This window comes from Endozoicomonas sp. G2_2 (assembly GCF_017744135.1).
GTDB lineage: Bacteria > Pseudomonadota > Gammaproteobacteria > Nevskiales > Salinisphaeraceae > Salinisphaera.
In genome coordinates this window covers 183134-203253 of the sequence record NZ_JAGHQU010000003.1, presented here as the reverse complement: position 1 = coordinate 203253, position 20120 = coordinate 183134, and the positions used below count along the sequence as shown (strand labels likewise).

At 63.8% G+C, this 20120-nt stretch carries 25 protein-coding genes; 3 read left to right on the top strand and 22 right to left on the bottom strand.

Translation table 11 applies throughout. The features are described 5' to 3' along the window. Positions 1–12: 12 nt before the first annotated feature. Both pdxA and rsmA read left to right on the top strand, forming a co-directional pair. The gene (pdxA, locus tag J7355_RS05075; RefSeq protein WP_209060508.1) at positions 13–1008 is read left to right on the top strand and encodes a 4-hydroxythreonine-4-phosphate dehydrogenase PdxA; all 996 of its coding nucleotides are present in this window, start codon (positions 13–15) and stop codon (positions 1006–1008) included. Positions 1009–1080: 72 nt separating this feature from the next. Then, on the top strand, positions 1081–1866 hold the full coding sequence (gene rsmA / locus J7355_RS05070) for a 16S rRNA (adenine(1518)-N(6)/adenine(1519)-N(6))-dimethyltransferase RsmA (protein WP_209060506.1): 786 nt from the start codon (positions 1081–1083) through the stop codon (positions 1864–1866). A gap of 21 nt (positions 1867–1887) precedes the next feature. On the opposite strand, the gene J7355_RS05065 is transcribed toward rsmA, so the two are convergent. From J7355_RS05065 to J7355_RS05010, 12 genes are all read right to left on the bottom strand, one after another. Beyond that, complete coding sequence (locus J7355_RS05065; protein WP_209060505.1) at positions 1888–3570, bottom strand: hypothetical protein; 1683 nt, start codon at positions 3568–3570, stop codon at positions 1888–1890. Between the two features lie 63 nt (positions 3571–3633). After that, the gene (locus tag J7355_RS05060; protein WP_209060504.1) at positions 3634–3900 is read right to left on the bottom strand and encodes a DUF3613 domain-containing protein; all 267 of its coding nucleotides are present in this window, start codon (positions 3898–3900) and stop codon (positions 3634–3636) included. A gap of 43 nt (positions 3901–3943) precedes the next feature. Then, positions 3944–4681 carry a hypothetical protein gene (locus tag J7355_RS05055; protein WP_209060503.1) on the bottom strand — a complete coding sequence of 246 codons (738 nt, stop codon included), beginning with the start codon at positions 4679–4681 and terminating at the stop codon, positions 3944–3946. Between the two features lie 35 nt (positions 4682–4716). Further along, positions 4717–5640, bottom strand: coding sequence for a type II secretion system F family protein (locus tag J7355_RS05050; RefSeq protein WP_209060502.1), 924 nt, complete (start codon positions 5638–5640; stop codon positions 4717–4719). Next, a complete protein-coding gene (locus J7355_RS05045; protein WP_209060501.1) occupies positions 5637–6563 on the bottom strand; it encodes a type II secretion system F family protein in 927 nt (308 codons plus the stop codon). Before J7355_RS05045 ends, J7355_RS05050 begins: the two co-directional genes overlap by 4 nt. Then, entirely contained in the window at positions 6563–7771 is a 1209-nt protein-coding gene (locus tag J7355_RS05040) for a CpaF family protein (RefSeq protein WP_209060499.1), read from the bottom strand. Before J7355_RS05040 ends, J7355_RS05045 begins: the two co-directional genes overlap by 1 nt. Next, the gene (locus J7355_RS05035; RefSeq protein WP_209060497.1) at positions 7771–8979 is read right to left on the bottom strand and encodes a hypothetical protein; all 1209 of its coding nucleotides are present in this window, start codon (positions 8977–8979) and stop codon (positions 7771–7773) included. Before J7355_RS05035 ends, J7355_RS05040 begins: the two co-directional genes overlap by 1 nt. 11 nt (positions 8980–8990) lie before the next feature. Continuing rightward, positions 8991–10253 carry a type II and III secretion system protein family protein gene (locus tag J7355_RS05030; RefSeq protein WP_209060495.1) on the bottom strand — a complete coding sequence of 421 codons (1263 nt, stop codon included), beginning with the start codon at positions 10251–10253 and terminating at the stop codon, positions 8991–8993. A gap of 53 nt (positions 10254–10306) precedes the next feature. Continuing rightward, on the bottom strand, positions 10307–11299 hold the full coding sequence (gene cpaB / locus J7355_RS05025; protein WP_209060493.1) for a Flp pilus assembly protein CpaB: 993 nt from the start codon (positions 11297–11299) through the stop codon (positions 10307–10309). Positions 11300–11359: 60 nt separating this feature from the next. Then, the gene (locus tag J7355_RS05020) at positions 11360–11797 is read right to left on the bottom strand and encodes a TadE family protein (RefSeq protein WP_209060490.1); all 438 of its coding nucleotides are present in this window, start codon (positions 11795–11797) and stop codon (positions 11360–11362) included. Between the two features lies 1 nt (position 11798). After that, complete coding sequence (locus J7355_RS05015; RefSeq protein WP_209060489.1) at positions 11799–12302, bottom strand: TadE/TadG family type IV pilus assembly protein; 504 nt, start codon at positions 12300–12302, stop codon at positions 11799–11801. 31 nt (positions 12303–12333) lie between these two features. Continuing rightward, positions 12334–12543: a Flp family type IVb pilin gene (locus J7355_RS05010; protein WP_209060486.1), complete on the bottom strand. Its 210-nt coding sequence runs from the start codon at positions 12541–12543 to the stop codon at positions 12334–12336. A 323-nt stretch (positions 12544–12866) separates the two neighbouring features. On the opposite strand from J7355_RS05010, the gene J7355_RS05005 reads away from it, so the two are divergent. Then, complete coding sequence (locus J7355_RS05005; protein WP_209060481.1) at positions 12867–13691, top strand: symmetrical bis(5'-nucleosyl)-tetraphosphatase; 825 nt, start codon at positions 12867–12869, stop codon at positions 13689–13691. Between the two features lie 7 nt (positions 13692–13698). On the opposite strand, the gene J7355_RS05000 is transcribed toward J7355_RS05005, so the two are convergent. The 10 genes from J7355_RS05000 to rpmD form a co-directional block, all read right to left on the bottom strand. Continuing rightward, complete coding sequence (locus J7355_RS05000; protein WP_209060479.1) at positions 13699–14811, bottom strand: DUF481 domain-containing protein; 1113 nt, start codon at positions 14809–14811, stop codon at positions 13699–13701. An 89-nt stretch (positions 14812–14900) separates the two neighbouring features. After that, on the bottom strand, positions 14901–15302 hold the full coding sequence (gene rplQ / locus J7355_RS04995; RefSeq protein WP_209060478.1) for a 50S ribosomal protein L17: 402 nt from the start codon (positions 15300–15302) through the stop codon (positions 14901–14903). Between the two features lie 44 nt (positions 15303–15346). Further along, positions 15347–16333 (bottom strand): DNA-directed RNA polymerase subunit alpha, encoded by a 987-nt coding sequence (rpoA, locus tag J7355_RS04990; protein ID WP_209060474.1) that lies wholly within the window; start codon positions 16331–16333, stop codon positions 15347–15349. A 36-nt stretch (positions 16334–16369) separates the two neighbouring features. Further along, positions 16370–16993: a 30S ribosomal protein S4 gene (rpsD, locus tag J7355_RS04985; protein WP_209060473.1), complete on the bottom strand. Its 624-nt coding sequence runs from the start codon at positions 16991–16993 to the stop codon at positions 16370–16372. Between the two features lie 38 nt (positions 16994–17031). Next, the gene (gene rpsK, locus J7355_RS04980) at positions 17032–17436 is read right to left on the bottom strand and encodes a 30S ribosomal protein S11 (protein ID WP_209060471.1); all 405 of its coding nucleotides are present in this window, start codon (positions 17434–17436) and stop codon (positions 17032–17034) included. A gap of 33 nt (positions 17437–17469) precedes the next feature. Next, complete coding sequence (rpsM, locus tag J7355_RS04975; protein ID WP_209060779.1) at positions 17470–17826, bottom strand: 30S ribosomal protein S13; 357 nt, start codon at positions 17824–17826, stop codon at positions 17470–17472. 119 nt (positions 17827–17945) lie between these two features. Further along, positions 17946–18062, bottom strand: a complete 117-nt coding sequence (gene rpmJ / locus J7355_RS04970; RefSeq protein ID WP_006913650.1) for a 50S ribosomal protein L36 — start codon at positions 18060–18062, stop codon at positions 17946–17948. A gap of 83 nt (positions 18063–18145) precedes the next feature. Further along, complete coding sequence (secY, locus tag J7355_RS04965) at positions 18146–19459, bottom strand: preprotein translocase subunit SecY (protein ID WP_209060776.1); 1314 nt, start codon at positions 19457–19459, stop codon at positions 18146–18148. 42 nt (positions 19460–19501) lie between these two features. Then, a complete protein-coding gene (gene rplO / locus J7355_RS04960) occupies positions 19502–19930 on the bottom strand; it encodes a 50S ribosomal protein L15 (RefSeq protein ID WP_209060469.1) in 429 nt (142 codons plus the stop codon). Position 19931: 1 nt separating this feature from the next. After that, positions 19932–20117, bottom strand: a complete 186-nt coding sequence (gene rpmD / locus J7355_RS04955; RefSeq protein ID WP_209060468.1) for a 50S ribosomal protein L30 — start codon at positions 20115–20117, stop codon at positions 19932–19934. Between the last annotated feature and the right edge of the window lie 3 nt (positions 20118–20120).

The following is a 20120-nucleotide window of genomic DNA, read 5'->3' as shown; positions in this document are numbered from 1 at the left end:
CGGCGCCCCGGATTGCGTACCCCGAGACTCGCTTTCACCCCCGGTGAGCCCGCCGGCATCGGGCCGGACCTTGCGGTTCGTATTGCCCAGCGCAGACAGACCGCGCAGCTGGTTGCCGTAGCCGACCCCGATCTGCTGCAGGCCCGCGCCGCGCACCTCGGCCTGCCGCTGAAGCTCGTCGAGATCGATTACGACAGCGCGCCGCAGGCGCTGCCCGCAGGAACGCTCGGCATCGAAACCGTCGCCAGCGCGCGACCGGCCACGCCCGGCGCGGTCGATACGGCCAACGCCCGATACGTGCTCGACACCCTGGACCGCGCCACCGATCTGTGTCGCGCCGCCCATTGCGACGGGCTGGTGACCGGCCCGGTCCACAAGGCCGTCATCAACGATGCCGGCATCCCTTTTTCCGGCCATACGGGCTATCTCGCCCATCGCTGCGGTAGCGATGAGCCCGTGATGATGCTCGCGACCGACGATGGCCAGCTGCGCGTCTCGCTTGCGACCGTTCATATTCCGCTCGCCGCCGTGCCGGCGGCCCTCACGCGCGCGGGCCTCGCGCACGTATTGCGCGTTACCGACGATGGCCTGCGTACCCGGTTCGGCATCGCCCGGCCGCGGCTGCTCGTCGCCGGCCTGAACCCCCATGCCGGGGAAAACGGCTATCTCGGACGCGAGGAGATCGACACCATCACGCCGGTGATCGAAGCCGAACGCGCGCGCGGGCTCGATGTGGTGGGGCCGTTACCGGCCGATACGCTTTTCACGCCGCACCGGCTGGCCGAGGCGGACGCGGTGGTCGCGATGTATCACGACCAGGGTCTGCCGGTGATCAAGCACCTGGGTTTTGGACGCACGGTCAATATCAGTCTCGGCCTGCCGATCGTGCGAACATCGGTGGACCACGGCACCGCGCTCGAGCTCGCCGGCGGGGACGGCGTGGATACCGGAAGTCTCCAGGCGGCTATCGATACCGCTATCCGTATGGCGGGCGCTTCACCGCGCTAACAGCTGGGCATCGGAGCAGCCGAATACGGCCCGCATATCGCAGACGGCGCACGGCGCCACACCGAGAACGCCATGGCGCGCAAACGTTTCGGACAACACTTTCTGCACGAACAGGGCGTGATCGATCGCATCCTGTCGATGCTCTCGCCAGCGCCCGACGACGCGCTCGTGGAGATCGGGCCCGGCCAAGGTGCGCTCACCACCCCCCTGCTCGACCGCGTCGCACGCCTGAGCGTCATCGAGATCGATCGTGACCTGGTGGCCGATCTGCACGCGCGCGCCAGCACGGACACGCGCCTCGACGTCATCGAGGGCGACGCCCTGCGCATCGACTACGCCGCACTCGCGGCAGAGCGCGGCCGCGCCCTGAGACTGGTCGGCAATCTGCCCTACAACATCTCCTCGCCGCTGCTTTTCGCCCTGCTCGCGAGCCCGGCACCGATCACGGACATGCACTTCATGTTGCAAAAGGAAGTGGTCGATCGCATGACCGCCGCGCCCGGCAGCCGCGAATACGGGCGACTCAGCGTATCGGTTGCCGCCCGTGCCGACGCACAGGCGCTGTTCGACGTGGGCCCCGGCGCCTTCACCCCGCCTCCGCGCGTGATGTCGGCGGTCGTGCGCGTGACGCCGCGCGCGCCGCAGTTCGCGATCGACGACAGCCGCCTTTTCGATCGACTGGTGACCGCGGCATTCAGTCAGCGGCGCAAGACGCTGCGCAACGCGATCCGTGACTTTCTCTCGGCCGAAGCGATCGAGGCCTGCGGCATCGACCCCACGCTGCGGCCCGAACGCCTCACCGCTGCCCAATTCGCAGGGCTGGCGAATGCCGCCAACGCTGGCGGCTCGGCCGGCTGACCCGGGGCCGCCCGCTCGGAATCAGATCGCCTCGGTCGGGTGGCGCGCGAGCAAGCGGGCGAAGGCGCGCGGTGCGAACAGGTCGTCATCCGCCTGACTGAACCAGAGCACGCGCTTGTGCTGAATCAGGCGCGCATAGGGTTCGGGATCGTCGACCGGCCCCAGCAGCACCGGGCACCGCAGGGCGTCGATCCGGGCGTACCAGGCATCGATCGCATCGCCGATCTGATCCGGGCCGATGCAGACGATATCGCAGTCCGCCGGCAACGGCATGTCGTGCCCCTCCAGCAAGAGCGCGCGGCGCACCGGCAGGGTACCGTGCACATGTCGGCGCACCCGCGTCCCCAGCCAGAGGATGAGATCGTTCGGGTCACGGTCGGTACGGCGCAGCGCATCCCGCCAGACGGTTTCGGCGTCGGCGAAGGCCAGCATCGCGCTCGGTATGGGCAGCACGATCGGTACCGTGTTGATTTCGAGCGTACGCCAGTTGCTGTGCAGCAGCGAAAAGCGCCGCGCCAGCCATTGGGTGAACGCGCGCAACGCGCCGTCCTTCTCGGCCAGCCGCGTGAGGGTGGCCGCATCGACCAGCCGGGTCTCGCCGACACGCCATGCCAGAGCCGCACAGGCGCCGGCCAGCACCTCGCGGTCCAGATCGCGCCAGATGGGGTAAAAACGCAGATCGAGCGTTTCGTCGCCCAACCGCGGTTGCGCATCGAGACTTGGCGCATGCAGCTCCGTGCGGGCGGGCAACGGGGTGATCGGCGCCGCGGCCGGCGCGGGCCCGGGCGCCGCTTCGGCCGGCGGCGACGGCTCGAACGGATCGGCCACCGGCGGTGACGCCGGCGGCGGCTTGGGCGATCGCGCCGCCGCTGGCATGGAAGGCGCTGCCGGCGCCGGGCGATCGGCAGCGGCCGCCGAAGGCCTCGGCTTGGCGCCCGGAGCGGGCTGCGGCGCCGACACGGGCTCGGGGCGCGCTGCGCCTCCCGGCGCATGGGCGCGTTTGTCGACAATCGGCGCAAATTCGTCCTCAGCCCGATCGCGTCGGCGCGAGAATCGCGACAGTGGTGCCTTGGCGCGCTCGCCGGCCTTGGGCGTCGACTCGCCGGGGGTGCGAATACGTGGTTTGCGTTCGGCCTCGTCCCTGGTCTTGGCCGGCGGCGTCGAAGCCGCCGCCCCCAGAGCCCCGAGAAAGCCGATCAGTCCGGCCAGCAACGCCGTAATCCATATCGCCAGCGGCATGCCGGCACGCGAAATCACGGCGAACCAGCTCACCCCGAACTGGGCGTAGCCGATACGCTGCTCGGCCTGCATCAACGGGCGATTGGCCTCCGCGGATTCGAGCTGATAGGACCAGCCGCGCCATTGCCGCGCCATGTCCTCGCCGAGCCAGCTGAAGCGATCGGTGAATCGCCCGCGCGACACCAGCGTCACGTTGTCCGCATTGCGCAGGGTGACGTAGTTCAATCCCAGACTGCGCTCGCCCACGAGCGCTTCGACGGACAGGATCAGACCGTTGGGAATACGGTCCTGTTCGATCCGCGACACGGTCGCCTGCACGATCGCCTGCTCCGCTTCAAAGAGCGCCGCGGTACGCGTTTGTGCGATTCGCGTCGCGCAGCGCAGGCCGGAATAGGCCACGAGAAGCACACAGACGCCCGCAAGCGCATAGAGCGCGTAACGCTGGATGCCCGCGGATCCGTTCATCATCCGGTTCACGCGCTGCCCTTCACGGCGTCCGCGCGCCGTTGCGAGACATCGCGCAGCGCACTAGCTGCCGGCGTCCGCGGCGAACGCGTCGTCGCGCTCGAACTGTTCCGGGATCGGATAGGTGAAGCTTTCGAGATAACGTTCATAGGTTCGGTCGGCCACATCGCTGAGCATCGGTCGCGTCGGCGCCGCCTGCCGGCCGCTGCGCTGTAGTTCGAGCGCACCGCGCACCGTATGCCCGACATCACTGACATCGCGCGCGCTGGCCGCTGCGGGCGCCAGCATGAACACTGCCAACAGGCCGACCGCAATGGATTTCTTTTTCATGGTTTCCCCCTCGACAATCGGATTCGATAACGCCAGGCGTCGCCTAGCCGCCGCCACCACCCACCGCTGCGGGCGCTTTCGCCGGCGTTACAGGGCGCACCGCCGCGTTGCCGACGGGCGCATTGCCGGCGGAGCCCGCTATCGTGCGTGCTTCCCGCCGAAGCTCACGCATGACGCCGGCATCTATCTGATTATCGGCCGCAATCCGCGCTGCCTTGCGGTCGTTGCCCTCGGCCAACAATAGCAGAATGTAATTGTTGCGGTTCAGCTCATTAGCCTCGTCAAGCTGGTACGCGGTAGCCAGTTGCAGGCGTGCCTGTGCCAGCTGCCCCTGGCGCAGCTTCGCGTAACCGAGATCGTTGCGCATCCGCGCATCGGTGGGCACGAGGGCGACCGCTTTCTGCAGATGCACCTCACCGGCGGCCAGATCATCCCGCGCGATGATCAGGCCGAGCCCGTGATGGGCCTGGCCCACATAGGGCGTGTCCAGCAGTTGCTCGTAGAGTCGGCGAGCGCCGCCAAGATCGTCCATCTTGCGCAGGATATCGGCGCGCAACAGGCGCAGTTCGTCGGTGACGCCAAACTCCTGTTCGCGTGCCTGCAGGTGGGCAAGCGCGGCGTAGAGTCGATCCTGACTGATCAGCTGTCGGATCAGATCGGTGTACAGGCGCGCGTTCTCGTCCGGGCCGCGCGCGGCTTCGAGCGTGGAACCCGGCAGATCGCGCGGCGAGACGCGCTGACTCGCGCAGCCCCCCACCAGTGCGAGACACAGGGCGGCCATCGCAACCCGACCGGCATACGGCATGCACGACACGCTCACAGCCCGCCGAGCGTTTCGGAAATCGACATGAACGCCGGCCCGGCGATAAAGATCAGCAACGGTGGAAAGAAACAGGTCACCAGCACGACCGTCATCTTGCCGGACATGACGTTGACTTGCTCGCGCAACGCCATCGATCGCTTGGACTGCAGATTGTCGAGCGCCTCGAGCAGGGGCTCGCGAATCTCGCCGCCATAACGCTCGACCTGTCGGAGAATACCGAGCACGGTATCCAGCTCCTCGATCGACATGAGCTTGCCGGTCTCGAACAGCAGTTGATCGGCATCGGCGCCGGCCTCGATCTGGCGCAGGATTGGCGCCAGTTCGTTGACGAGTTCGGGCATCGTCGGGGCGCCGTCGCGCACCAGCGATGACAACGCCTGCCGCATGTTCAAACCGGCCTCGAACAACAGCACAAGAAGATTGATGAACAACGGCACTTCGGCCGAGATGCGTTCTCGCCGACGTTTGGCTCGCGCACGCAACACGTAGCGTGGCGCCAGCAGCGACACGATCACGACAAAGGCCACCAGCAGAAGGCTGTTCAGCGATCCGCTGGTCAGGCCCAGCACACCGGACAATGGCAGAACGAGCAGACCGATCAACACCGGCAGGCCGAACTGGCAGGCATAGAACACGGTGCGCGACTGCGCATCGCGCCAGCCGGCCTGGGCGAGCAGAATTCGGGTCTCGTCGGGATTTTTGAGGAGCCGGTCGATGCGTTCACCGCCTTCGGCCATACCGGCGACCCAGGCGGCGCCCGCACCGTTGCGGACAGTGCCGTCCTGTGCGCGCTCGCCCTGATAGCGGCGCGTCAGACGGCGTTCGCGCACACTCTGAACGAGCATCAGCGACAACAGCCCGAGTGCGACCACCGCCGTCGCCACGGCGAGCGCCAGAAAGACGGCAGGCATGCTCATGCGTCGGGCTCCTGCAGTCGCGCCATCATCCGCCAGATGATGAACAGGCCGAGCGCTTCCAGCATGAGTGCCAGCATGACCGCGATTCGCCCACCGCTACTGGACAGCATCGCCGCATAGTATTGCGGGTTCTGCAGATAGAAGAACAGGCTGATTGCGACCGGAATCGCGGCGACGACATAGGCCGAGAAGCGCGTCTCGCCGGTGAGCGCCTTGAGTTCGCGGGCGGCGGCCTCCTGCTGACGAATCGTGTCGACGAGGCTGGCGATGACCCGGCGCATCGACCCGCCGAAGCGGCGATTCACCCGTGCACTCATCGCGAGAATGTGCAACGCCTTGAGCTCGTGGATGCGCGCGGTTTCGGCGAGCGTGTCTTCGATGCTCGCACCCAGCCGAACCTGTCGCGACACGCTGAGAAACACGCCGCGGATCGGATCAACGCTCTCGAGGGCGGCATTGTTGATGCCCTCCTCGAGCGTGTTCCCGGCCGTCAGCGCGCGCACCAGATAGCCGAGAAAATTGGGCATCTGGGCGTTGATCTGGCGCCGCCGGCTACGCTTGCGCTGGGCGACCACCAGCGCCGCTAGAACCAGCAGCGCACACATCAGCACAATACCGATCAACCCCATTACGAGCGTCGCGAGCACCACCGCGGCAATCCACAGAAAAGCGAACTGCGCGATACGGGCGGGGCCCGCCTCGATACCGGCCGACCAGAGTCGTCGACAGAGCTCCCGCAGCAGCGGATTACGAATGTTGGCGAGGCGCTGGTAGCCGGACAGCGAATCGTTGGCGGCATCGGCGTGAGCCTCGCCGACACGTTCGGCCAGCTTTTCATCGTTCGCACGTCGCGTGGCCCGGGCCAGCACCAGCAGGCCGATGCCGAGCAGCAACAGCGAGAGCATGCCGACGAGAATCCACATCAGGCGGCTCGCGCGGTACGGACGTGGGTGTCGTGCTGCTGTTCGAAGACGAACTCGCGATGCAATTCGAGCCGTTCAGCCGTTACCTCGCCCACGCGCTCGACCGACATCAGCCGCCGCTTGCCGTCGGGCAGGCGCGCCACATGGACGATAACGTCCAGCGCCGACGCGATCTGCTGCAGGAAGGTGCGCTCGTCACCCGTAAAACCGGCAAAGCTCGCCAGCAACTGCAGCCGATGCACGGCATCGCGCGGGCTGTTCGCGTGCAGCGTCGTCATGGAGCCATCGTGGCCGGTGTTCATCGCCTGGAGCATGTCGAGCACTTCGTCGCCGCGAACCTCGCCGACGATGATCCGATCGGGCCGCATGCGCAGCGCGTTGCGCACCAGATCACGAGCGGTGATGGCACGCTCGCCCTCGAGGTTCGGCGGCCGCGTCTCCAGACGGACCACATGCTCGTGATCGAGACGCAGCTCGGCGGCGTCCTCGATGGTGATCACGCGCTCCGCGTCGCCGACCCACTGGCTGATCATGTTCAGAAAGGTGGTCTTGCCGGAACCCGTGCCGCCAACAACGATAATGTTCTCGCGCGCGGCGATACGCTCGCGCAGATAATCGAGCACCTCCTGCGAAACCGCGCCGCTGGCGAGCAGATCGGCATCGCTGAGTGCGCGCTTACCGAATTTGCGAATCGACAGACAGGGCCCGTCGAGCGCCAGCGGCGGGATGATCGCGTTCACACGGCTGCCATCCGGCAGACGCGCATCGACCATCGGTGTGGATTCATCCAGCCGTCGGCCCAGCGGCGCGAGAATGCGCTGGGCGACACGCAGGATATGGGCATTGCTGGAAAACCGTACCGACTCGGCGGCCAGGCGGCCGTCCCGTTCGGTATAGACCCGGTCGGGACCGTTGACGACGATGTCGTCCACCGCGTCGTCCTCGATCAAAGGTTGCAGCGGTCCGAAACCGACCAGCTCGTCGAGCGTGTCGTCGGCGAGCAGCTGCACCTCGTGCTGATTGATCGGGATGCGATTCTCGTTGACATAGACCCGCGCCTGGCCACGCAAGAACTCGGCGGCCTTTGCCTCCGACCAGGTGCCGATATCGATGCCGCGATCCTCGAGGAGCCGGATGAGGTGCAGATGCAGCGCGCTCTTGAGCTCCTGATAGCGATCGGACAGGCGAAAACCGCGATCGGCATTCATCAGCCGCCACCCCGCCCGAACAACTGCGCCAGTCCGAATTTCTTGCGCGGCGCCGGCGCTTCGATACCCATGATCTGCTCGGTGAGCGTGGTGACACCACGGGTAAAGTTATCCGAGGGCGCGTACTCGAGCATGGACTCGCCCGCGTTCATGGCCCGAATGCGCACTTCCGGTCGGCCGCCGAGCGCCGTCGCCAACGGCAGATCCAGCAGCTCCGCAAGCCGCTCGGGTTCCATGCCGACATCCGAGCGATAGTTGACCACTACGAGCCTCAGCGGTGGCAGCTCCGACGCCTGCTGGTGCAGTACGTGCAGCATGGCCTTGTTCTGACGGCTGCGCAGCACGGATTGATCCGAAATCATGAGCGCGTGATCGCTGTTCTGAACGGTGTCGCTCAGGGCCTGCATGCCCAGACCCTGATCGATACAGATCACCACATAATCGAACAGGCCGCGAAAAATCTCGATGAGCCGCGACAGACTCGGCGTGCTCTCGCCCAGTTGTTCGATCGTGAAATCTTCGGGCAGCGCCAGCAGATACACGCCGCTCTGCAACTGCTGGAACGCACTTTCGACCAGCGTCTCGTCGCAACGCTCGGCGTCGCGCAATATGTCGAGCGCCGTGTAATCCTGTGCCGCGTCGAAAATGATGGTGGCATTGCCACCCGGCATGGACAGATCGAACAACAGCACCCGTTTATCGCGCGCGGTGGCGGCTTCGAGCACGAACGCGATATGCCCGCCGAGAAAAGCCAGCATGGGCGACTGCGGGCCGCTCAGAACGGTGACGATGCGGCCCGGCTCACGTTCGCCGACCGGCACCTGACGGGCACGGCGCTTGCGATCGAGCACCCGTTCCAGCAGCGAATCGAAGCGCTCATCGTCGCGCCCGATGACAAAGAAATCCTGTGCACCGGCACGCATGGCCGCGAGTACGACATCGCCCGCGTCGTGGCGGCCGACAGCCACGATCGGCAACGATGGATAAGCATTGGCCACCGACTCGACGATCGAGGTGTGTATCGCCGCGCTCTTGTAATCGAATTGCACGAACACGAGCGCCACGTCCGGCGTCTCGGCGATTTCGGCAACGCTTTCGTGACCGGTGCGCGCATCCGCGGGCAACAGCACGACGCCGTCACCGAGCCGCTCTTGCAGCCAGGCGCGACAGCTGTCTTCGCGTGCAATTAACAGGGCCTGTAGTGCCATGAATCGTTCCGTTAACGGGAGAATCCCGTGGGTCCCGCCCGCTTCTCGAACTCGCCGCGTTCAAGAAAGAACAGTTCGGCGTTACTGGGGTCGTAGTCGTCGTATTCGCGGCCCGGCAACGGTACGTCCGTTCCCTTGGCCAACGGCGACACCAGATGCGGCGTGACCACCATGATCAGTTCGCGGTTACGGCGCTCGTAGCGCGTATTGCGAAAGAACGCGCCGATGAACGGCAGATCGCCCAGCCACGGGACCTTGTCCACATTGGCCGCCAGATTCTGATCCACCAGACCGCTGAGAATGAAGCTCTCGCCGTCGCCCAATTCCACCGTTGTATCAGTACGGCGCACCCGAATGCCGGGCACGGTGATGCCCTGCAGGGTCACACCGGCGTCGAAATCCAGTTCGCTGACCTCCGGCGCTACCTTGAGCACGATGCGATCCTGCTCGAGCACAGTGGGCGTCAGCGAAAGACGGATACCGAATTCCTTGAACTCGATGGTCACGGCATTGTTGCCTACACCGCTGCCGCCGCCCTGCGTCACGGGAATCGGGAACTCACCGCCGGCCAGGAATGAAGCCGTCTGCCCGCTCATGGCCACGAGCGATGGTTCCGCGAGCGTACGCATCAACCCGCGCCGCTCGAGAATACTGAGCAGGCCCGCCGTATCCTTGTTGCTGTCGGTCAACACGAGATTGAACGCATCGCCGATCGGCTGAAAGCCGGTACTCGACAACAGGCTCAAGCCGTTGTTGCCCAGCCCATCCACGCCGGCCGAAGCGCCCGGCGGCGATACACCCACGGCAGACTCGCCAGCCGCATTGCTGATGAAATTGAAACCGATCTGGCGCAACGCGCTACGGCTGACTTCGGCGATCCGGATATCGGCCTGTACCTGCGTCTTGAGCCGCTCCCGACTGCCTTCCAGGAGCACGCCCGGCAGATCTCCGGCGCCGACGATGATGGGGAAACGGGTCGGCTGATCATTGCCCGCGACCCATACCAGCAGGCTCGTGTTACCGCGCACGTTACCGGTGAGCAACACCTCGCGCGCACTCAACACGTTCACCGACGCGGTTTCCGGATCGCCGATCGCAACGCGTTCGATCCGCCCGGGTGTGCGCACGATCTCCTGCTGGCCGACACCCACCTGTACGGACCGCGCCTTGTCGACGTGGCCGGCCGAGACCTGTGCGCCGACCGTTCCCGAGAATGCGAGCGCCGTGCCCATCAGCACCAGCCCCATCAGCATTCGCTGGATGAAACGCGTCATCGCACCGCTCCCTATCCTTCGGCCTGCGCCGATTCGATTGTTGTAATACATCCTCAATACGGCCGGCTGATGCGGCTCGGCTGCGCGCCCTGATACACCTCGATGGTGGCACGCCGCGGCGTCGACCGGCGCTGCGGCGTCGCACGCTTCTCACGCTTTTCCTCGACGCGAGCAAGCTCCGCGAGCGTGATCACACGCTGTTTCTCGCTTTCGGAAAGCTCTGTTTCTTCGGATGCGCTCGCTACGGGCGCCGCACGCACCGCCGCCGGTGACACCGATTCCGGCATGTCGTCATCCTGCATGCCTTCGGCATCAGCGAGGTCCAGACCGGTATCGGCCATCTCCGAGCGATCCTTACCCATCGGCGCACGAAGCGCGAGGCGAAGCTCGCCAAGACTCGCGCCGAGCATAACCCGCGTGGTCTGGTCTTCAGGCACCGCGAGCACGGCGGTACGCTCTCGGCGATTGCGGCCGTCGCCTGCGTCGGCGGTATCCGCTTCGCTACTGATCAGCTGTTCCTGATAGGCGAGTACACGCACCTGTTTGAGCAGAATGCGCGCCTGACTGTCCTCTACCTGTTCACCGGAGGAGCGCAGGTAGATCAACACGTCGACAAAGTCACCCGGCTGAATGAAACCGCCGACCGCGATGATGTCCGAGATCGACAACGACATGGCCTGCGTGCCGGGCGGTATGGCTTCCGCCAGCTTGTTCTTGCGCCCGAAGGCCGCATCGGTCACCGGCGCACCGGTCGCCACGTCGCGAACCGGCGTACGACCCACCACATCCGCTACGTCCGTGTAGTACTGCGGTGGCTCCACGGAAATCGGCACCAGGGAAACGTCCTCGAGCGTGATCGCCTGGTAGGGCTGCAGGGGCTTTACCGCGACCACCGCCAGCACGCTGTTGTTCTCCGGCACCGGTGCGCTCGCCCCTGCATCCGGCCCCGAAGCGATCTGCCGACTCATGAAGTAAGCAACCACGCCAAACAGGATCGCGAGCACGATTAACGCAAAGGCGAACGTTCGCAGTGCGGATGAGCTCATTGTTGTGTCCCCCAACAGATCGCGCACCCGGGTGCGCGCTCGACCTGTTTCACTTATAAATTACAACGATGCGCAAGCATAGCTTTCAATGACGGGCGGTCGTGGCGGAATCTTGAAACCGCCAAACTCCAATTGCGGCAACACCCGACCATCTTCGTCGGCCAGATTGATCTGTACTCGCACACCGAACATGCCTGAAGCGTCACACTGCGAAGCCTGCGCCACACTCGACGCCATCCGAACGCCGGCCGGCAACCAGTCCAGGCTCGCCAACGCAACATCTTCCGCACGACGCATAACGCGATTGCGATCGTAATCCGTCGAAAGCGGACTCAGCGCGACCGCCTCCTGGGCTCCGTTCTGTGCCGCGCTCTCCGTCGCCGCTTTCAACACAAACACGTAACCGTAATAGACAATCCCGACCGCGATCGCCAGCAATAACGGCAGCACTAGCGCGAACTCGATGACTGCAACGCCTCGTTGACGCTGCGAGCGCATATCACGAGCCACCGTTACCTGCAGCCACCACGCTCCGGCCTGTGGCACGTATCGGACCCAACGCCGGGATGTAACCCGTCTGCGGAAAACCGGGCCAGAGCGAATCGAATGTCGGCGCCAGTTCCACCACAATCACACGCCGGCCGGGCACGTCGGCATCCGTGTCGATACAAAGGCGTGCCGGAGCGGCCGATTCTGAATCTTCCGCGGTGTCGCAGCCATTTTCTGCCGCGGCGACACTCGGCGCATCCCCCGGAAAATATCCCAGCACCGACGCCAGCCGCTCGTTGACTAGCCCAGTCGCGCGCGCCGCGTACGCTGCCATATCCAGCTCCGGATCGAGATGCGTTACCGACTCGGCCGATCGCTGCGCGGCATAGTTGACAGCTTGATGCGTGGCAAAGGCGATGCCGTAGGTGAGGATGCCGATCACCAATAACAGAAAAAGCGGCAACACGAGCGCGAATTCGATCAGGCTCGCGCCGCGCTGTGTTGCCTGCATCATGAATTCACTTATGAATTTAACGCTATCTGAGTTACGAGTCGGGCGCGTTAGTGATTTCATTCGACGCGGTTTCGAAAAGATTCGTTATAGCCGTATCGAGACCTGCAGCGACACCTACAAAAATACCGATCGCAATAACTCCAACGATCAGCACGTATTCGATCAGAGTCGCGCCTTCCTGACGCTTGCAGTTGCTCAAGCCGCCGCTATGGCACAGCAGATAATTGAGAATCGTCAGCATTTTTCTTGAACCTCCCGCGCTCGTTAAGCGCAACCGATACACGATTTGAAAAGCGCCTCGTTATCCAGCGCCTACACCTTGTTATCGGCTTCGCCCAGGCGGCCTGAACAGGGTTCGGTGACGAAACCGCGATTTTTTGGCACTCCGGGGACCATCAAAGAAACCTAAGTGCCCAAAGGGTCACTCTGAAGGACCGGATAAGGACTCGAAAACGATTGGTGCCCGCGAAGAGCCCAATCAGGGGCCCGGCACCGCCGGGGCACGTGTGGATGAAGACGTTCGATGCGTGCACACTCGCGGTTTCTTTTAAACGCTGACCGACCGTGAGCATATTCTGTATCGGCGATATTCACGGCGCTCTCCCGGCGCTCGATGAGCTGCTGTCTGCACTGGGCACGCGCGGCCCGACCGCTCCGAAGCTTTGGTTCGTCGGCGATCTCGTGAACCGCGGGCCTGACTCGCTGGGGGTCTTGAGGCGCGTTCGGGATATGGGCGACCGTGCGATTACGGTGCTGGGCAACCACGATCTGAGCCTGCTCGCCCTCGCGCAAAAGCCGGACGCCCTGGCTGAGGCCAAGCCGTCGCTCAGGCCGATACTCGAGGCCCCCGACTGTCGCGAGTTGCTGGATTGGCTGCGGCACCGTCCGCTCATGCACCGGGACACGGCCCTCGGCTGGACGATGGTTCATGCGGGCATTCCGGCCGAGTGGACCATTGCCCAAGCGCAGGCGCGCGCCGCCGAGCTCGAGTCGGCCCTGCGCGGGCCGGACCACGCCGAATTTCTCGCACAGCTGTTCGGCAACACGCCCGAGAAGTGGCATCCGGATCTCGCCGGCATGCCGAGACTGCGTTATATCGCCAACGCGCTCACGCGCCAACGCTTCGTGCACGCAGACGGCCGCCTCGACATGCAATACAAGAAGACACTGGCGGATGCGCCGACCGAACTGCAGCCCTGGTTCAGCATGCCGGAGCGCGCTTCAAGACGGGAACGCATCGTCTTCGGCCACTGGTCGGCGCTCGAACAGGTCGAGTGGCCCGAGCACAAGGTCTGGGGCATCGATACCGGCGCCGCCTGGGGCGGACAACTGAGCGCGCTGCGACTGGATAGCGAGCCGCCCGAACTGATCCAGGTCGACGCCGGCTGACTCGGCGCTAGAAGTCGCGGATCAGCCCCACCTTGTAGGACGTGTCGAGATCTTCGACGCCGGGTTCGGGATTATTGTTGTACTCGTGGTCCAGTGCACCGCGAACACGCCAGACCTGGCTGTCCGCGATCGGTACCTCGACGCCCAGCGAGGATTCGAGCACGAAATTTTCGCTCGGACTGTTCGTGATCTCGGGATAGATCGTGAATTCGTGGGTGAGCTTCAGCCATTCGCCGACGAGCTGGGCATAGTCCCAACCACTGGAAAAGATCATCTCGCTGCTGCTGTCGTTGTCCGTATACGCCTCGTACTGGTAGCCGACGCCACTGCGCACCTTGAATGTCAGTCGATCGCGACGCGCGAGGTAGTAGCCCGGGCCGAACAGCGTGCGTGATCGCAGGTCGATATCCTCGAACTCGTCCTTCTCGAGCTCCTGCTGACCAAACCAGAAGAAACGCCGGGTAACGTCCTGCTCGTAGCGCGCCTCGCCCAGATATTCTTCGGCGGTCTGTTCGTTGTCCTCCTCTTCGCGATCGACAGACGCGGAGAAGGACAACCGCGAATCGCCGGTATCGCGAAGTGCGGCCACCTCAGTCAGCAACGAACTGCTATCGGTATTGCCGGAGTTGCCGTTGAGTGCCACCTCGACATGTCCGGACCAGTAATCGGCATCTTCGGGCGGCAACGTGTCCGACTGCGGCAACTCGTAGGTGTCGTCGCTCTCCTGCTGCGCGGCCACCACTTTCGGGGCGACAGTCGCCACCTCGGCCAACGCGTCGTCAGCGCCGCTGGTTTCATCACGCGGCACCCCGTCCACGATGACCGACTGTGTACCGTCATCCTCCGAATATGCGAACCGCGCCTGCCGCTCGCCGCCGGCGCGCAGCGTGATCGGCAACGCTTCATCGCTGCTCACGCCTGCCAACTGATCGCGCGGGACGGTCAATTCCCCGGCGAAGCCGGTCTTGATACGAAGATCCGCATCGGACATGGACACGATACTGCCATTGATCTGGCTCCCGTCCTTCAAGAACACCGTATCTGCAAGAACCGCCGAAGGCCACAGCGCGCCCACGCCGACCACAACACCCAACCCAAATACACCGAAACCGTTCCGCATTACTCCCCCAGGAAACCGCCGCGTATTACAGATACGCATAAAAAAGCCGGCCCGAAGGCCGGCTTTCAAAGATACCAGAGCGCACCGACTTACGCCGACGCCTCTTCTGTTTCGTCCTCGTCGACATCCACGACCGGCCGGTCGACGAGTTCGACATAGGCCATCGGGGCATTGTCGCCCGGTCGATAACCGCACTTGAGAATACGCAGATAGCCACCCGGACGCTGCGCATAGCGCTGACCCAGCTCACTGAACAGCTTGCCGACGGCTTCCTTGTCGCGCAGGCGCGCGAATGCGAGCCGACGGTTCGCCACGCTGTCGGTTTTCGCCAGCGTGATCAGCGGCTCGGCGACACGCCGCAATTCCTTGGCCTTGGGCAGCGTCGTGCGGATCAGTTCGTGCTTGAACAGCGACGACGACATGTTTTTCATCATGGCGGCGCGGTGCGACGACTCACGCCCCAGGTTGGTACCGCTCTTGCGATGACGCATAGTTGTGTCCTTAGTCTACGACTGCAAAAAAGCGCTGCTGTCAGCTAGGCTTTTTCGAGTTCTGCCGGCGGCCAGTTCTCGACCGACATGCCGAGCTTGAGTCCGTGTTCTGCGAGCACTTCGCTGATCTCGGTCAGCGATTTCTTACCGAGGTTCGGCGTGCGCATCAGTTCGGTTTCCGTACGCTGCACCAGGTCGCCCACATAGTGGATGTCCTCGGCCTTCAGGCAGTTGGTCGACCGTACCGTCAGTTCGAGATCCTCGATCGGCTTGAGCAGCGTCGGGTCGACCTTGCCGGTTTCGCCCTTGCGACTGGATTCCTCGCGGGCTTCCAGATCCACGAAAACCGACAGCTGGTCGTACAGCGTGGCCGCCGCGGTACGCACCGCGTCTTCCGGCTCGACGCTGCCGTTCGTCTCGATGTCGAGCACGAGCTTGTCGAGGTCGGTGCGCTGTTCGACACGCGCACGCTCAACGGCGTAGCTCACGCGACGAATCGGGCTGAAGCTCGCGTCCAGACGCAGTGCACCGATTTCGCTGGCACCGGTATCTTCTTCGCCCGGCTCGGCCTTGCTCTGCGCGGGCTGGTAACCACGGCCGCGTTCGACCTTCATGCTCATCCGCAGCTCACCGCTCGTGAGATGCGCGATGACCAGATCCGGGTTCACGATTTCGACATCGTGATCCGTGGTGATATCGCCTGCCGTGACGGGGCCTTCGCCGCTCTTGTGCAGATGCAGTTCGGCCTCGTCACGCGAATGCATACGCACCGCCACGTTCTTGAGGTTAAGCAGCACGTCGATGACATCTTCCTGCATGCCCTCGACAGTGGTGTACTCGTGAAGCACACCGTCGATCTTCGCCTCGGTGATCGCCGCCCCCGGAATGGAGGACAGCAGAATCCGCCGAATCGCGTTTCCGAGCGTATGCCCGTAGCCGCGCTCGAGCGGCTCCAGCGCGATCTTGGCGCGACGCTCATTGGCGCGCTCCACCTCGACCAGGCGCGGTTTCAGCAATTCACTGGACTGCATAATGCAAATACCTCTTGCCGTCTAAGACAGCGCCAATTACTTCGAGTAAAGCTCGACTACCAGATTCTCGTTGATGTCCGGCAGCACCTGATCGCGATCCGGGACCGCCTTGAACGTGCCCTTGAGGCCTTTCTCGTCCACCTCGAGCCACTCGCTGATACCCAACTGCGAGGCGACCTGGAGCGACTCCAGAATGCGAGGCTGGTGCTTGGCGCGATTGCGGATCGCCACCGTATCGCCGACCTTCACCTCGTAAGACGGAATGTTGACCGGATAGTCGTTAACGGCAACGGCCTTGTGGTTTACCAGCTGACGCGCCTCGGCGCGGGTGGACGCAAAGCCCATGCGGTACACCACGTTGTCCAGCCGGGACTCCAGCTGCTGCAGCAGCAACACGCCGGTCGCGCCCTTGTTCTGCGCCGCCTTCTTGTAATAGTTGCGGAACTGGTTCTCCAGCACGCCGTACATATGCCGCAGCTTCTGCTTCTCACGCAGCTGCAGGGCATAGTCCGACAAGCGCTGACGGCGTTGCGCACCCTGCGCACCCGGCGGCGTGTCGATCTTGCACTTGCCTTCCAGCGAGCGGCCGCGCCCCTTAAGGAACAGGTCGGTACCTGCCCGGCGCGAAAGCTTGCATTTCGGTCCCGTATATTTAGCCATTATCTTTACCTGTTCGCTAAAGCGGTACGCCCGGCGCGTTAAACGCGGCGCTTCTTGGGCGGACGACAGCCGTTGTGCGGAATCGGGGTCACATCGATGATGCTCGTGACCTTGAAGCCGGCGCCATTGAGCGAGCGCACCGCGGCCTCGCGACCCGGCCCGGGGCCCTTCACGCGAACTTCCAGATTCTTGACGCCGTACTGATTCGCACCTTCACCGGCACGCTCGGCGGCAACCTGCGCCGCAAAGGGCGTGCTCTTGCGCGAACCCTTGAAGCCACAGCTGCCCGACGTGCACCACGCCAGAACGTTGCCTTGACGATCGGAGATGGTGATGATCGTATTGTTGAACGTCGCATACACGAACGCGATGCCGTCCGTGACGTTGCGGCGTGCGCGCGCCTTGCGCGTACGGGTCGAAGAAGAAGAAGTGCCTGTCGCCATAAAGCGTTACCTGTACTCTCGTGCGAGAACGAACTAGCGGCGGATGGGCCGACGAGGACCCTTGCGCGTGCGCGAATTGGTTTTGGTGCGCTGACCACGCACCGGCAGACCGCGACGATGACGCAGGCCGCGATAGCAGCCCAGATCCATCAGACGCTTGATGTTCATCGAGATCTCACGACGCAGATCGCCCTCGATCGTGTACTGCTGCACCTGCGCGCGCAGGGCTTCGACCTCGCCTTCGGTGAGATCCTTGATCTTGGTATCCGTCGCAACGTCTGCGGCGGCGCAGATCTCGCGCGCCCGCGTGAAACCAACGCCATAAAGTGACGTCAACGCCACGACCGCGTGCTTGTTGATCGGGAGGTTGACTCCAGCGATTCGCGCCATTCGATTGATCTCCCAGCTATGGGGCAGTGGTTGCCGCCTGGATCTCGCCAGACGCGTTTTCAACCGTGGAAAAGCCCGCCAATATAGCCTTTCTGTTCAGTAATTACAAGACGTACCGACTAACCCTGGCGCTGCTTGTGGCGCGGGTCCGTCGAGCAAATGACCATCACGGCGCCGTTGCGACGGATGACCTTGCAGTTGCGGCAAATTTTCTTGACCGAAGCTCTAACTTTCATGTCCTACCTCTGACATCACGCCGGCCGTTACGCGGCCGGAGGTGTATCCGTTTGTATCCGTGTCCAACCCTGTCGTGGCCGTGTTAGCGCAGCATCCCGGCGCCGCGACCCTGCGACTTGAGGTTGTTCTTCTTCATCAGCCCTTCGTACTGATGCGACATCAGATGCGCCTGCAACTGAGCCATGAAATCCATGACCACGACCACGATGATCAGCAGCGAGGTGCCGCCGAAATAGAACGGCACGTTGTACTGCAGGATCAACAGCTCGGGCAGCAGACAGACCGCGGTCACGTAGATCGCGCCGGCCACCGTCAACCGCGTCAACACCGTGTCGATGTAGTTCGCGGTCTGGATACCGGGCCGTACACCCGGGATGAACGCGCCGGACTTCTTCAGATTTTCTGCCGTATCCCGCGAATCGAACACGAGCGCGGTATAGAAGAAGCAGAAGAAGATGATCATCAGCGAATAGAACAGCACATAGAGCGGCTGTCCCGGTGCAATCGCGTTCGACACCCAGTTCGCAATCGTTCCGCCTTCACCGAGGAACCGGACGATGGTTGCCGGAAACAGAATGATGCTCGACGCGAAGATCGGCGGAATCACGCCCGCCATATTCAGCTTCAGCGGCAGATGCTGTGTCTGCGCCGCATACATCTTGCGCCCGCGCTGACGCTGCGCATGATGCACGGGAATGCGCCGCTGCGCGCGCTCGACGAAAACCACGAACGCGAGCACCGCCATTGCACCGACAAACAGCGCGATCACGAAGAACACGCTCAGTTCGCCCGTGCGCACCAGGTCAAGCGTCCCACCAATCGCGGACGGCAACCCGGCAACGATCGCGGCGAAGATCAGCATGGAGATACCGTTACCGATACCCCGCTCCGTGACCTGCTCGCCCAGCCACATCAAAAAGAGCGCGCCCGTGGTCAGACACACGGCGGTCGTGAAGATGAAGCTGAACTCGCTCGTCCCGCTTTGCGCGATGCCCTGATTCCAAAGCGCGATGCCGGTGCCAATCGACTGGAAGGAAGCCAGCGCGACCGTACCGTATCGCGTGTACTGCGTGATCTTGCGCCGGCCCGCTTCGCCCTCTTTCTTGAGTTCCTTGAGCGTCGGCACCGTCGCGGTCATCAACTGCATGATGATCGACGCGGAAATATAGGGCATCACGCCCAGCGCAAAGATCGACAGGCGCTTGAGCGCACCACCGGTGAACATCACACCGACGTCGAGGATCGTTCCGGACTGCTGCTCGAACAGACGTGCCAGCTGGGCGGGGTCGATGCCCGGCACCGGAATGAAAGTCCCGATGCGGAAAACGATCAAAGCGCCTACCAAGAACAGCAGGCGCTGACGCACTTCCGTGAGACTACCGGCGTTGGGCATCATCCCACCGCCGCCGCCTGCGTTGTTGGGCCGCTTCGCCATGGTCTATTCGGAAACGCTGCCGCCGGCTGCTTCGATCGCCTTGACCGCACCCGCGGTGGCGCCGATGCCTTTCAGGTTCACCGCTTTCGACACTTCGCCTGAAGCGATGACCTTGGCCCGACGCGCGTCGCGCGCTACCAGGCCGGCCGCCTTCAGAGCCGCCAGATCCACGTCGCCTTCGAGACGATTGAGACCGTCCAGGCGTACTTCAGCGGGCGCGTTCACCGCACTACGAAACCCGCGCTTGGGCACCCGACGCTGAAGCGGCATCTGACCGCCCTCGAAGCCGACCTTCGTGTAACCGCCGGTGCGGGACTTCTGGCCCTTGTGACCGCGGCCCGCGGTCTTACCGAGGTCGGACCCCGGACCACGACCAACGCGCTTGCGCAACTGGCGCGCGCCCTCACTTGGCTGGAGATCGTTGAGTTTCATCCTAGGACTCCTCGATCGCGAGCATGTCGACAATCTTGTTGATCATGCCGCGGTTTTCCGGCGTATCTGCCACGGAAACCGTATGGTGCATCCGGCGCAGGCCCAGGCCACGCACGCAGGCGCGGTGCCGCTGGAGCCGCCCCGCCGGGCTCTTGATTAGTTTGATCGTGATCTGCTTGCTGGCCATCGC